The organism is Wylensekiella montiformis, from assembly GCF_009697385.1.
GTDB lineage: Bacteria > Bacillota > Negativicutes > Selenomonadales > Selenomonadaceae > Selenomonas_A > Selenomonas_A montiformis.
In genome coordinates this window covers 19,527-33,922 of the sequence record NZ_VUNL01000002.1, presented here as the reverse complement: position 1 = coordinate 33,922, position 14,396 = coordinate 19,527, and the positions used below count along the sequence as shown (strand labels likewise).

Sequence of the window (14,396 nt, the reverse complement as noted above, 5' to 3'; positions counted from 1 at the left end):
GTAAGGGTTGGCGACTTTTTTTGGTAAAGCGTACGATATTTTTTCAGGGATAATCTTTTTGTGCATTTCGCTGGTGTATATCTAAATTTTACATCTAATCCCGAGGTATTCAAGCCTCGGGATTATTTTATTTTACGAAAAGGGACTGCTGCAACGTCAAATTACGTGCAACAGCCTCACGTTCACTTTTGCGAAAAATATTATACCGTATCCATTTTTATTGTTAACTAAAACAAAGATTTGAATTAACAATGAAATCACGGTATAATGAATGGCGTGACGGATAGAAAAGAGGAGAAGAGCATGTCATTCATAGAATTCCATGATTTAACCCATTGTTATAATCAGGGACAGGAAAATGAGTATATGGCAATCTGTGGAGTAAACCTTTCGATTGAACAGGGTTCCTTTACGGTAATTTTAGGCAGAAATGGTTCGGGCAAGTCTACTCTGGCGAAACATATCAATGGATTGCTGCTGCCGACATCTGGTGTTTGTCTGGTCGATGGCCGGGATACGCAGGATATGGATGATCTTTGGGCGATACGGCGGCAGGTAGGAATGGTTTTTCAAAATCCGGATAACCAGCTTATCGCCGCAGTGGTAGAAGATGATGTGGCCTTTGGGCCGGAGAACTTGGGGATTGCCCCGCAGGAGATTCGCAGCAGAGTGGATGAGGCTTTGAAAGCGGTCGGTATGGAAAAGTATAAAAGCTTTGCTCCGCATCTTTTGTCTGGCGGGCAGAAGCAGCGTATTGCGATTGCCGGCGCTTTGGCTATGCGTACCCGATGCCTGGTCTTGGATGAGCCGACGGCTATGCTGGACCCTCAGGGGCGTGAGGAAGTTTTGAATACGGTCCGACGCCTCCATGATGAGCAGGGAATTACGATTGTTTATATCACGCATTTTATGGAAGAGGCAGTGGCAGCGGATCGGATTGTTGTCATGGATCAGGGGCGGATTCAGGCAGAAGGAACGCCGCGGGAGATTTTTTGCGAGGTGGAAGCGATGAAGGCCGGAGGGTTGGATGTTCCTTTGGCTGCGGAACTTGCCTGGCGGCTCCGCCGGGAAGGCATGAAACTGCCCGGGCAGATCATGACGGATGAAGAACTTGTTCAGGCATTGGAGGCATACGGATGTCCATTGAGTTGAAAGAGGTAACTTATTGCTATATGCCGGGGACGCCTTATGAGCGATATGCGCTGCGGCAGGTTTCTGTGTCCATTCAGGATGGGAGTTTTACGGCGATTGCCGGTCATACTGGTTCTGGTAAATCGACATTGGTGCAGCATTTGAACGGCTTGCTGCAGCCTTCCTCGGGGCAGGTGCTTGTCGATGGTATCGATTTGAAGGGATCGGATAAAGAGGCCCGCGCCGCGGCGAAGGCGGCCCGGCGGCGTGTCGGAATGGTTTTTCAGTATCCGGAACAGCAGCTTTTCGAAGAGACAGTTGAAAAGGATGTGGCGTTTGGGCCGAAGAATCAGGGGCTGGATCCCGGGCTGGTTCAGGGGCGCGTGGAAGAAGCGATGAATCTTGTGGGGTTGGACTATGCGTCGTTTCGAAATCGTTCCCCTTTTCAGCTCAGCGGCGGACAGAAACGCCGCGCAGCGATTGCCGGCGTCCTTGCTCTGCATCCCCGCTATCTGGTGTTGGATGAGCCGACTGCGGGACTGGATCCCTGTGGGCGGGAAGATCTGATCCGCATGATTCAGAAACTGCATCGGGACTGGAAGCTGACGATCGTGTTTATTTCACATAGTATGGAAGATGTTGCGCGGCTGGCTGATTCGGTTATTCTGATGAATCATGGAGAATGTGTGATACAGGATGATCCGGATACCGTGTTCAGCCGGGATGATCTCCTGCAGGCAGCAGGGCTGCGGCCGCCGCACATCCAGCGCCTGCTTCGGAAACTGCAGGCGGCAGGGGTACCCGTTCAGACAAGGGCCAAGAACATAGAAGAATGTTTGGCGAGAATTCGGGAGGGGTTGAAACATGCTCAATAATATCGCGATTGGGCAGTATTTTCCGGGCAACAGTATTTTGCACCGGCTCGATCCGCGCGTCAAGCTGGTTCTGCTGCTCGTTTATCTGGCCGAGGTGTTTGTGTTTAGCAATGCCCGTTCCTACATGATCCTTGGCGCGACAGCCGGTTTGTTGATTTGGATATCCGGTGTGCCGTTTCGGATGGTTCTGCGGTCGCTGAAACCGCTTTGGTGGATCATCCTGTTTACCTTTATCATCCATCTGTTCAGTCATCCCGGAACGCCGCTGTGGACGATTGGGATGTTTACGATGACGTGGGAGGGCGTCAATCAGGGTGTCTTTATCAGTCTGCGATTGATCCTTCTGATATTGATGAGTTCTCTGCTCACTTTTACGACCAGCCCGCTCCGCCTGACCGATGCTTTGGAAAGTTTATTGAATCCCTTGAAGCGGTTCGGTTTGCCTGCTCATGAGCTGGCGATGATGATGACGATAGCGCTGCGGTTTATTCCGACTCTGATTGAAGAAACCGATAAAATCATGAAAGCGCAGGAATCACGCGGCGCAGATTTTTCTACGGGCAGCGTGTTGTCGCGTTTACGCAATATGGTTCCCGTTTTGGTGCCGCTTTTTCTGTCGGCGTTCCGCCGGGCCGATGAGCTTGCTATGGCGATGGAGGCAAGAGGATATCGCGGCGGTATCGGACGCACGAGGATGAAGGTATTGCAGATCGGCAGTGTGGATTATCTGGCCGTATTCCTGTTTTTGCTGATGACCGCCGCTCTGTGTATGATTTCATGGGCGGGATGAAAGGAGAAGGATATGAAACCGGAACATATCGCAGAAATGAAAGCCCGCGCACGCAATATTGTTTTGTCGGTTGCTTATGATGGCACCGCCTATCATGGATTTCAGCGGCAGACTCCGCCGGTCACAGCGGTGCAGAATATCCTGGAAGAAAAATTACAGCTGGTGTTCGGGGATTCCATTGAGCTGGCTGCCGCTGGCCGGACGGATGCCGGTGTACATGCCTATGGGCAGGTCGTTAATTTCTTCACAAATGGAACCATTCCGGTCAGCCGTATTGTCCGGGCTGTCAACAGTCTGTTGCCGTCCGATATTGTCGTCAAAGCGGCCGCTGAAACAGATGCGGACTTTTCTGCGCGGCACAGTGCTACCTCCAAGGTCTATCTTTACCGCATGCAGCAGGGGGAAACGCCGGATCCCCTTCGTGCGCGCTATGTATGGCATGAGCGAAGACCGCTCGATCTTTTCCGTATGCGACAGGCACTGGATTGTATCCGGGGGACGCATGATTTCAGTGCGTTTCGTGCATCCGGCGGTGCGCCTATGAGCCCCGTACGTACGATGTATGAAGCGGTTCTTCAAGAGCGGCCAGACCATCTGCTGGAATTTCGGCTTCATGGCAATGGTTTTCTTTATCATATGGTTCGCAATCTCATCGGTACGATTGCAGATGTCGGGCTTGGGCGGCTTAGTCTGGAAGAGTTTCAGCAGATTCTTGCGAGTCGTGACCGCCAGAATGCCAGTGCTACAGCTCCTGCCCGCGGGCTTTATCTTTATGAAGTCCATTATGCGGGCCGGGATTTATTTTCGTTTCCCTGAAATTTATACGAAATCGGTGAAATTTTTGTTGCTTTTTTTTGTCCCTTCTCCATGTATATAGGTAGGAGGGATTTTTTGTCATGCAAATTTATGGATATGTGCGCGTGAGCACGCGCGAGCAACATACAGATCGTCAGTTGGCTGCCATGCGTGAAATGCAGATCCCGGAAGAAAATATCTATCTGGATAAACTGTCGGGAAAGAATTTCAACCGGCCGCATTATCGGCAGATGCTGCGCAAGCTGCATGAAAATACGGTGCTTTACATCCAGTCGATTGACCGTCTGGGACGCAATTATACGGAAATCATTGAGCAGTGGCGGTATATCACGAAGAAAAAACGGGCGGATATTGTTGTCCTGGATATGCCGCTTTTAGATACGAGACGCGGCAAGGATCTCATGGGAACCTTCCTGAGCGATATTGTACTGCAGGTGCTGTCCTTCGTTGCGGAAAATGAGCGTAGTGCGATTCGCCAAAGACAGGCCGAGGGTATTGCGGCGGCAAGAAAGCGCGGCGTTCAGTTTGGGCGTCCATCCAAACCGCTGCCACCGGAGTTTGACGTCCAATACGAGAAGTGGAGACGCGGGGAAACGACCATCCGGACGGCGGCACGAATCTGCGGTATGCCGCCATCCACTTTCTACGCGCGCTGTCGGGCGCGCATGGCCGGGACATGACGTTTTTTGCTCAGTACACTGGCGGGCGGCGCGGCTTTTTTCTTGCAGAATATCAGGAACGAGCGATTGTTCTGTAACGAATGTACTTGCATGCCCTTTGCGGATGGGGTAAAATATGAAAAGACCCTGTAAAAGGAGGGTCTTTATATGTATGCATATTTCCAGGTGGTGAAACTATGAATTCCATATTAAAGGTTGGTATCGACGTGGGATCTACGACCATCAAGCTGGTGGTTCTGGATCATGAAAAGCATATTCTGTATAAGAATTATGCGCGTCATTTTTCTGAAATCGGTAATGCCCTGCAGGAAAATCTGACCCATCTTAAGTCGGTGGTGGGCGACCAGAAGTTTTCCTTTGCGCTGACTGGTTCAGCTGGCATGGGGATTGCTCAGCGCATCGGCCTGCCGTTTGTGCAGGAAGTGATTGCCTGTGCCGCAGCGGTCCGGCAGCTGATTCCCCGGACCGATACCGTGGTGGAGCTCGGCGGCGAGGATGCGAAGATCACCTATTTTGGCGATGCGCCGGAACAGCGTATGAACGGGGTCTGCGCCGGCGGTACGGGGTCGTTCATCGATCATATGGCTTCGCTTCTTTCGACGGATGCGCCGGGACTCAATGAGCTGGCGGCTAAGGGAAAGCAGATCTATACGATCGCTTCGCGCTGCGGGGTTTTTGCCAAAACGGACATTCAGGCCCTGATGAATGATGGGGCGGAAAAAGCGGATATTGCGCTGTCTATCTTTCAGGCTGTGGTCAATCAGACCATTGGCAATCTGGCGCAGGGGCGGCCGATTTCGGGGCATGTCGCTTTTCTGGGCGGCCCGCTGCATTTTCTGCCGGAACTGCGGAAGCGTTTTATTGAGACGCTGGGGCTTCAGGACGATCAGGTTGTAAAAGTAGATTACGGCAATTATTTTGTCGCCATGGGTGCGGCGCTTTCTGACGAAGCACAGGAAATCGATGTACGGCAGCTCGATGCGTGTATTGAGCGTGCACAGCAGGCAGCGGCCAATGAGACGCGCAAGGCGGATTTTACGTTGTTCGAGGATGATGCGGAATATCAGTCGTTTAAAGCACGTCATGACCGCGATCAGGTTAAACGTGGTGATCTTTCCCAATATGAAGGGCCCGTGTATATCGGTATCGATGCCGGGTCGACGACGACAAAGATCGCGGCGATCGGCCGGGATAAAGAGGTTCTGTATACCTCCTACGGCAGCAATCAGGGGTCGCCGCTGAAAACGGTGGTAAAAGAGATTCGGGAGCTTTATGCGGCTATGCCGGAAAAGACCTGGATTGCCGGCGCTGTGACCACTGGATACGGCGAAGCAATTGTCAAGGCGGCGCTTCATGCGGATGGCGGCGAGGTGGAAACGTTTGCGCATCTTCGCGCGGCGCAGGAGTTTTGTCCGGAAGTTACCTTTGTGCTCGATATCGGCGGACAGGATATGAAGTGTTTCTTTGTCCGGGATGGCAGTATTGGCAATATCACATTGAACGAAGCCTGCTCGGCAGGATGCGGCTCGTTCATCCAGAATTTTGCCGAAGGCCTTCATATGACGGCGGGCGAGTTCGCACAGAAGGCGCTGGAATCCAAAGCACCGGTGGATCTTGGCACGCGCTGTACGGTATTTATGAATTCCAAGGTAAAGCAGGCGCAGAAGGAGGGTGCGGACGTCGCGGATATTTCGGCGGGCATCGCGTTCTCGGTGATCAAAAATGCACTGTTCAAGGTCATGCAGCTGAAGGATGTACGCGATCTGGGCGATCATATTGTGGTGCAGGGCGGTACGTTTTACAACGATGCCGTGCTGCGCTGCATGGAAAAACTTCTGGACCGTCCGGTCATCCGTCCTGATATCGCGGGGCTTATGGGCGCTTATGGTGCGGCTATTCTGGCCATGGAGGCCGGAACGGAGCATTCCACGCTCCTGTCAGCCGGAGATCTCGAAGCCTTTTCCGTTGCGACGAGTTCGTATCGCTGCAAGGGCTGCGGAAATCAATGCCTGATTACGATGCAGAAATTTTCCGATGGCAGCAAATATTTTACCGGCAACCGCTGCGAGCGCGGCATTGGCGGCCAGAAGGCAGGCGGGGAAGAGACGCCGAATATTTATCGGTACAAATATGAACGCGTATTCCGCTATTATCGTCCGCTGGAGCATCCGTCGCGCGGGCGTATCGGCATTCCGCGCGTGCTGAACATGTATGAGGACTATCCGTTCTGGTTTACGTTCCTGACCTTCCTGGGGTATCAGGTCGTGCTTTCCGGCAAATCCAGTGCGAAACTGTATTATAAAGGAATGGCGACGGTTCCGTCTGATTCGCTCTGCTACCCGGCTAAGCTGGCGCATGGTCATATCATGGATCTGGTCGAGAAGGGCGTTACGAAAATTTTCTATCCGTGTGAGCCTTATAATATGGAGGATGAGGTCAATCCGTCCGATAACCATTTCAACTGTCCGATTGTTGCTTCTTATGCAGAAAACATCCGCGGAAATATGGATATTCTGCGTGAGAAGAACATTGACTTGATTCAGCCGTTTTTGCCGATTTACGATCGTTCGCGTTTGATCGATCGGTTATTCGAGGAACTGGGGAAAAGCGAGAACCTTTCCCGGCAGGAGATCGAGGCGGCAGTGGATGCGGCGTATCGGGAGCTCGAGCATTATCATGCGGATGTGCGCGCCTACGGCAAAAAAATACTGGACCGCTTGGAGAAAACAGGGGAACAGGCCATTCTGCTGGCAGGAAGGCCGTATCATATTGATCCGGAAATCAATCATGGCATTCCCGAGATGATTCAATCGTACCATCTGCCCATTCTCTCAGAAGACGCGGTCTATCATCTTCCGGTTCACGGTGGCAGACTGTCGGTAGTCAATCAGTGGAGCTATCATGCGCGCTTGTATCATGCTGCGCAGTTTGCCGTGGAGCATCCAAATCTTACGCTGATTCAGTTCAGCTCTTTCGGGTGCGGTCTGGATGCTTTGACGACGGGACAGGTCAAAGAGATTCTGGAACAGCATCATCGCATCTATACGATGATCAAGCTGGACGAGGTATCCAACCTTGGTGCAGCGCGCATTCGCCTCCGCTCCCTGATGGCCGCGCTTGCCCGCCGCAAGCCGCTGCCCTATCAGGAGGTGCAGCCCATTGAGCGTCCCCGCTTTACGGAGGAATGTAAGGCCACGCATACGATTCTTGCACCGCAGATGGCGCCGATTCATTTTGAACTGTTTCAGACCGCTTTGCAAAAGTATGGATACCGTGCGGTGATTCCGCCGATGCCTGGCAAGAAAGCGATTGATACCGGACTGCGCTACGTCAATAATGATATGTGCTATCCGTCTATTGTCGTAATCGGCCAGCTGATATCCGCCCTGCAGGAAGGACTGTGCGATCCGGATCATACGAGCATCATGCTGTTCCAGACCTGCGGAGCCTGCCGGGCTACCAATTATCTCAGCGTGCTTCGTCAGGCTTTGCGTTATGCAGGCTTTCCACAGGTTCCGGTTTTTGCCGTTCATGGCATGAAAGAGGAAATGGATGCGTTCCGTCTGGATCGCCGTATGCTCACGGATGCCGTCAAGGCGGCCATTTACGGGGATACTCTGATGAACGTGCGCAACCGCATGATGCCGTATGAACTTTCGCAGGGATCGACGCAGGCCCTTTTCCGGAAATGGATGGACCGTGCCAAGGCAGAGATTCGTAGCGGCAGCTATTTCAAATTCAGCCGGAATATCCGGGCGATTGTGCGCGATTTCGATCATCTGCCCATTGATGAGACGCTTTGGAAACCTAAAGTGGGCATTGTCGGAGAAATTCTGGTCAAATACCATCCCGTTGCGAACAATCACATTGAGAAGGTCTTGATGGAGGAAGGCGCGGAAGTGGTCATGCCGGACTTTGTCGATTTCTTCCTGTATTCTGCCTATGATTCCATTGCGAAACGCAAACTGCTGGCCGGAAAGGCAAAAGATGCCCTGTTCGGCAGAATGTTCATCAAAGTCATTGAGTTCTTCCGTCGGCCGATGCGCAAGGCTCTGCGCGAGAGCAGACATTTCCTGCCGCCGCATACAATCGATCAGACGGCGGAACTGGCCGCACGCCATGTCAGCCTTGGCAATATGGCCGGTGAAGGCTGGTTCCTGACCGGTGAAATGGTCAAGCTGATCGATGAAGGCGTGCCGAACGTGGTGTGCCTGCAGCCGTTCGGCTGTCTGCCCAATCATATTACGGGCAAGGGAGTCATGCATGAACTGCGTACGAGCTATAAAGGCGCCAATATCACGGCCATCGACTGCGATGCCGGATCCAGTGAAGTCAATCAGCTGAACCGATTGAAACTCATGTTGGCTGTCGCAAAAGAGCGCGGCCCAAAACAAAATTCTAAATCAACAGCGCAGGATGAGGCGGCAAGCCGATCCTGAACGAGGCCCTCCTTTTAGAAAAGGAGGGCTTTTTTGTAAAGAAAAATCAAGGACATATGTCCTGAATTTTATTGACAGGCCGAAAAAATCCCGCTATGATGGAAAGGTAGGAGTGTTCATCTTTTATTTCAGTGGGAGACGATAGAATCCATGAAAGAATACAAACCATTCAAGTCCGGTAAGGTCCGTGAAGTATATGATGCTGGCGACAGCATCATCATGGTGGCGACGGACCGCATTTCTGCGTTCGATCATATTTTGAAGAATAAGATCACGAAAAAAGGCGCCATTCTGACGCAGATGTCCCGGTTCTGGTTCGATTTTACCAAAGACATTCTGCCGAACCATATGATTTCGGTGGATAATGCGGATATGCCCGAATTTTTCCGTCAGCCGCAGTTTATCGGCAACAGCATGAAATGCAAGAAGCTCCGCATGATTCCCATGGAATGTATCGTGCGTGGGTATATTACGGGAAGCGGCTGGGAAAGCTATCAGAAGAATGGGACCGTATGCGGAATAACCCTTCCGTCCGGATTGGTCGAGTCTCAGAAGCTTCCGGAGCCGATCTTTACTCCGAGTACAAAGGCTGAGCTTGGCGATCATGATGAGAACGTCTCACTGGAAAAAGGAGCGGAAGTTCTGGAAAAGAGCTTCCCGGGACATGGCCGTGAGTATGCGGAAAAGGTTCGCGATTACACGATTGCCATTTACAAAAAATGCGCGGATTATGCCTTGAAGCATGGTATCATCATTGCAGATACCAAGTTTGAATTCGGACTGGATGAGTCCGGGCAGATCGTTTTGGGCGACGAGGTTCTGACGCCGGACAGCTCCCGCTTTTGGCCGCTGGAGGGCTATCAGCAAGGGCAAAGCCAGCCTTCCTATGATAAGCAGTTTGTGCGTGACTGGCTGAAAGCCAATCCGGACAGCGATTATGAGCTGCCGCAGGAAATCATTGATAAGACCATTGATAAGTATAAAGAGGCATTCAAGATGCTGACGGGGAAAGATTTTGAATGATTCCACTGGAAAGGAGCGGATATCGATGAAGGTAGCAGTTCTCATGGGGAGCGATTCCGACTGGCCGATTCTCAAGCCGGCTGTTGAGATTCTCAAGCAGTTTGGCATTGAATCCGAGGTCGTGGTAGCTTCGGCGCATCGCACGCCGGCTAAGGTGCGCGAGTTCGTCCTGAGCGCACCGGATAAGGGAATCGGCGTGTTTCTGGTAGCAGCTGGTGCCGCTGCGCATCTGGCCGGTGTCGTGGCCAGCTATACGACTCTGCCGGTAATCGGCGTGCCGATCAATGCAACGCCGCTTAATGGTATGGATGCACTTTTGAGTACGGTCCAGATGCCTTCCGGGATTCCCGTGGCAACGATGGCTATCAATGGGGCAAAAAACGCGGCGATTTTTGCCGTACAGATTTTTGCGGTAAGCGACAAAGATCTGGCGGACAAATTAGCAGATTATCGCAGCAAGATGATGCAGGATGTGGAAAAGAAAGCAGCGCGTGTCGCCGCACAGCTCTGAGCTTGTGCAGTGAGAGACTGCGATTTCATTGGTGACAGATCCTATTTTCAAGAAGAAAAGAGAGAATAAGATACTCATGTATGAAAACGGTTATAACCCAGAACCCAAGTGGAAAGAAGAATGTGGTGTTTACGGCGTTTACTCCCATACGGAGGATGTCTCCGAGATGACCTATCTCGGGCTTTATGCGCTGCAGCACCGCGGACAGGAAAGCGCCGGTATTGCTCTGACTGATGGGGCGTGGATGGATGTAACCCGCGGTATGGGCCTGGTCAATGAAGTGTTCCGTCATCAGGTTCCGCGTATGGAGCATCAGTGCATTGCCGTCGGTCATGTGCGGTATTCGACGACAGGATCCAGTCTGTTGGCTAACACGCAGCCGCTGCTCGTCAATTACTCCGGCGGAAAAATTGCGCTGGCGCATAATGGCAATCTGACGAATGCCGCGGAAATCCGTCATGATCTTGAACAGAACGGTACGATTTTTCAGACCTCCATTGATTCCGAGGTGATTGTAAATCTTGTAGCGCGTTCGCATAAGGAAACGATTGAAGAACGTATCATCGAAAGCCTCAAGATGGTCAAGGGCTGCTACTGTTTGGCCATTATGACGGAAGATAAACTGATCGGTGCGCGTGACCCGCAGGGCTTTCGCCCGCTTTGCATCGGCAAGACCGAGGAGGGAAGCTGGATCCTTTCTTCCGAGACCTGTGGTCTGGATGTTGTCGGTGCGGAATTTGTGCGCGATGTCCTGCCGGGGGAGATGGTGGTCATCGATCAGGATGGACTTAGATCGTATCTCTTTGCGGCGGATGAGAAAAAAGCAGGATGTATCTTTGAATACATTTACTTTGCGCGTCCGGATTCCGTGATCGACGGGCAAAGTGTCCATGAAGCGCGTTTCCTCATGGGGCGTGAACTGGCGCGGGAATCCGGGTTTCAGGGAGACATTGTCATTTCTGTTCCGGATTCGGGCACGACGGCGGCTACCGGGTATGCTTACGAGTCTGGCATCCCCTTTGTGGAAGGTCTCATCAAGAACCGGTATATTGGCCGCACGTTCATCCAACCGACCCAGAAGAAACGCGACACGGCAGTCAAGCTCAAGCTCAATGCCATCCGCTCCGTTGTCGAGGGCAAGTCGGTCATCATGGTCGACGATTCCATTGTGCGCGGAACGACAAGCGGAAAAATCGTCCGGATGCTGCGCAATGCGGGTGCCAAGTCCGTTCATATGTGCGTGAGCAGCCCGCCGATCGGCTATCCGTGTTTTTATGGCATCGATACTTCTGTGCGTAAGGAACTCATTGCCGCGACCAAAAGCGTCGAGGAGATTCGTGAGTTCATCGGCGCTGATTCGCTGCATTTCCTGAGTATTGAAGGGCTTAAGAAATGCGTACCGAATGCCAATGCCGAGGCGATGTGTTATGCCTGCTTCAACAGTGCCTATCCGATTAAGGACGGCGCAAAACCGGCCGGCGACAGCAAATACGTATTTGAGCAGCGCAAGAAATGCTGAGAGGAAAGGAAACAAATGGCAGAACAACTTACCTATAAAGATTCCGGCGTGGATATTGATGCGGGGAACCGCTCCGTCAAGCTCATTAAGGAAAGTGTCCGGGCGACATACCGTCCGGAAGTCCTCGGCGATCTCGGCGGATTTGGCGGTCTTTTTGCGCTGAATTCCGGCAAGTATAAGGAGCCGGTTCTCGTCTCCGGTACGGACGGCGTCGGTACGAAGCTTCGTTTGGCTTTTATGCTTGACAGGCACGATACGATCGGTCAGGATGCCGTCGCCATGTGCGTCAACGACATCCTCGTACAGGGCGCTGAGCCGCTCTTCTTCCTCGACTACCTCGCTGTCGGCAAGCTCGACCCGGAGCAGGTCGCCGCTGTCGTCAAGGGCGTCGCGAATGCCTGCAAGGAGTCCGGCTGCGCGCTGATTGGCGGCGAGACGGCCGAGATGAGCGGCTTCTACCCGGTCGGTGAGTACGACATCGCCGGCTTTGCTGTCGGCGTCGTCGAGAAGTCGAAGGTCATCACGAGCGAGCGCGCCAAGGAAGGCGACGTGCTCCTGGGCCTGCCGTCCTCCGGTGTTCATTCGAACGGGTATTCCCTCGTGCGCAAGATCTGCTTCGAACACAAAGGCTTCAAGGGCGACGAGTACATCGACGAGCTCGGCAAGACGATCGGCGAGGAGCTCCTGACGCCGACGCGCCTCTATCCGAAGACATGCCTGCCGCTCATTGAAAAGTTCGACATCCACGGCATGGTCCACATCACGGGCGGCGGTTTCTACGACAACATCCCGCGCGCACTGCCTGAGGACATGGCCGTCGAGATCGACAGCTCCGTCTGGCAGATGCCGACGATCTTCCGCCTGCTTCAGCAGTGGGGCAATGTCGACTGGCATGAGATGTACCGCACGTTCAACATGGGCATCGGCATGGTCATCATGGCCAGCCGCGAGGAGGCCGACAAGATCAAGGCGCACCTCGAAGCCGAGCATGAGACGGTCTACGAGATCGGCCGCGTCGTCCGCGGCAATCACGATGTGACGATCAAAGGCGGCGTGTTCGATGAGTAAGCAAGTATTAGGCGTGCTGTGCTCCGGCCGCGGCACCGACCTCCAGTCCATCATCGACGCCATCGGCCGCGGCGAAGTCGATGCGACGATCGCTGTCGTGCTGACCGATAAGCCCGGTGCTTATGCGTTAACGCGCGCTAAAGAGGCCGGCGTCAAGGCCGTTTGCATCGACCGCAAGCAGTTCGACGGCCGCCAGCCGTTCGAGGAAGCCCTGATCGCGGCCCTCGATGAGGCGGGCGTCACGCTCGTCGTGCTCGCTGGCTTCATGCGCATCCTGACGCCGTACTTCGTGCGCCACTACGCAGGCCGCATCATGAATATTCACCCGGCTCTGCTGCCGAGCTTCCCCGGCGCGCATGCGCACCGCGATGTGCTTGCCTATGGCGTCAAGGTCAGCGGCTGCACCGTCCACTTTGTTGACGAAGGCACCGACAGCGGCCCCATTATCCTGCAGGCCGCCGTTCCTGTGCTCGACGACGACACCGAGGAAACCCTCGGCGCCCGCGTGCTCGAGCAGGAGCACATCATCTACCCGAAAGCCATCCAGCTCTACTGCGAAGGCCGCCTGAAAGTAGAAGGCCGCCATGTGCGTATCCTGTCCGCCAAGCAGTAGACAGGCTGGGGATGGGGCTGTGTAAGAAGTAGCTAGGGGAGGGGATGGTGTCCGCCTGCAGAAGCGAAGCGACTGTCCGCAGGACTGGCCGACAGATAATCCCCAGCTATGTTCCGCAATGTAAGAACGCCGCGTCAGGCGGCGAACCATCTTTGCCATAAGTAAAGAGGCGAGAAGGCCATTCAGCGAAGCGCCGAAGCCGAAAAAACTCGCTCCTGCCCATGCACGATGTAAACAAACTGAGAAAGAGGTACACACCATGAAGATCAAGCGCGCTCTCATCAGCGTATCGAATAAACAGGGCATCGTCGAATTCGCCCGCAAGCTCCACGAAGCAGGCGTCGAGATCGTCTCCACAGGCGGCACGATGAAGGCCATCAAAGAAGCCGGCATCCCCGTCACCTACGTAAGCGACGTCACGGGTTTCCCGGAGATCATGGACGGCCGCGTCAAAACCCTGAACCCGTACATTCACGGCGGCATTCTGGCCGTCCGCGACAATCCCGAACATGTCCGCGAGATGGAGGAGCATCACATCACCGGCATCGACCTCGTCGCTGTCAACCTCTATCCGTTTAAAGAGACGATCGCAAAGCCTGATGTCACGCTCGCTGAGGCCATCGAGAACATCGACATCGGCGGCCCGGCCATGGTTCGCGCCGCGGCTAAAAATTTTAAATTCGTCACCATCGTTACGAATCCGGCCCGCTACGACGAGATCGCCGGGCAGGTTGCAGAAAAAGGCTGCGTCGACGACCGCACGCGCATGGAGCTTGCGCAGGAGGCCTTTGCCCATACGGCAGCCTATGATGCAATGATCAAGGATTATCTCGCCGAACAGCTCAAAAAGTAAAAAACAAAAGCCTTCCCCCGCAGGAGAAGGGAAGAATTCTTTCACACCTGTGGGAGAGGGCTATTTTTATGGAGGAAT

At 53.5% G+C, this 14,396-nt stretch carries 12 protein-coding genes; all 12 read left to right on the top strand.

What is annotated here, in order from left to right; translation table 11 throughout:
• Window positions 1–303 precede the first annotated feature (303 nt).
• Window positions 304–1,152: an energy-coupling factor transporter ATPase gene (locus FYJ78_RS01670; protein WP_154619674.1), complete on the top strand. Its 849-nt coding sequence runs from the start codon at window positions 304–306 to the stop codon at window positions 1,150–1,152.
• Window positions 1,137–2,006, top strand: a complete 870-nt coding sequence (locus tag FYJ78_RS01665) for an energy-coupling factor transporter ATPase (protein ID WP_154619673.1) — start codon at window positions 1,137–1,139, stop codon at window positions 2,004–2,006. The genes FYJ78_RS01670 and FYJ78_RS01665 overlap by 16 nt, the downstream gene beginning before the upstream one ends.
• Window positions 1,996–2,796 carry an energy-coupling factor transporter transmembrane component T family protein gene (locus tag FYJ78_RS01660; protein WP_154619672.1) on the top strand — a complete coding sequence of 267 codons (801 nt, stop codon included), beginning with the start codon at window positions 1,996–1,998 and terminating at the stop codon, window positions 2,794–2,796. The genes FYJ78_RS01665 and FYJ78_RS01660 overlap by 11 nt, the downstream gene beginning before the upstream one ends.
• A gap of 12 nt (window positions 2,797–2,808) precedes the next feature.
• Entirely contained in the window at window positions 2,809–3,612 is an 804-nt protein-coding gene (truA, locus tag FYJ78_RS01655) for a tRNA pseudouridine(38-40) synthase TruA (protein ID WP_154619671.1), read from the top strand.
• An 80-nt stretch (window positions 3,613–3,692) separates the two neighbouring features.
• Window positions 3,693–4,292, top strand: coding sequence for a recombinase family protein (locus FYJ78_RS01650; protein ID WP_154619670.1), 600 nt, complete (start codon window positions 3,693–3,695; stop codon window positions 4,290–4,292).
• Window positions 4,293–4,468: 176 nt separating this feature from the next.
• Complete coding sequence (locus tag FYJ78_RS01645; RefSeq protein WP_154619669.1) at window positions 4,469–8,731, top strand: 2-hydroxyacyl-CoA dehydratase; 4,263 nt, start codon at window positions 4,469–4,471, stop codon at window positions 8,729–8,731.
• Between the two features lie 150 nt (window positions 8,732–8,881).
• The gene (locus FYJ78_RS01640) at window positions 8,882–9,754 is read left to right on the top strand and encodes a phosphoribosylaminoimidazolesuccinocarboxamide synthase (protein WP_154619668.1); all 873 of its coding nucleotides are present in this window, start codon (window positions 8,882–8,884) and stop codon (window positions 9,752–9,754) included.
• A 25-nt stretch (window positions 9,755–9,779) separates the two neighbouring features.
• Entirely contained in the window at window positions 9,780–10,265 is a 486-nt protein-coding gene (gene purE / locus FYJ78_RS01635) for a 5-(carboxyamino)imidazole ribonucleotide mutase (protein WP_154619667.1), read from the top strand.
• Between the two features lie 76 nt (window positions 10,266–10,341).
• Window positions 10,342–11,784, top strand: coding sequence for an amidophosphoribosyltransferase (gene purF / locus FYJ78_RS01630; RefSeq protein ID WP_154619666.1), 1,443 nt, complete (start codon window positions 10,342–10,344; stop codon window positions 11,782–11,784).
• 15 nt (window positions 11,785–11,799) lie between these two features.
• Window positions 11,800–12,852 (top strand): phosphoribosylformylglycinamidine cyclo-ligase, encoded by a 1,053-nt coding sequence (gene purM, locus FYJ78_RS01625; protein ID WP_154619665.1) that lies wholly within the window; start codon window positions 11,800–11,802, stop codon window positions 12,850–12,852.
• Entirely contained in the window at window positions 12,845–13,465 is a 621-nt protein-coding gene (purN, locus tag FYJ78_RS01620) for a phosphoribosylglycinamide formyltransferase (RefSeq protein ID WP_154619664.1), read from the top strand. Before purM ends, purN begins: the two co-directional genes overlap by 8 nt.
• A gap of 259 nt (window positions 13,466–13,724) precedes the next feature.
• Window positions 13,725–14,318: an IMP cyclohydrolase gene (locus tag FYJ78_RS01615; protein ID WP_154619663.1), complete on the top strand. Its 594-nt coding sequence runs from the start codon at window positions 13,725–13,727 to the stop codon at window positions 14,316–14,318.
• Window positions 14,319–14,396: the final 78 nt, after the last annotated feature.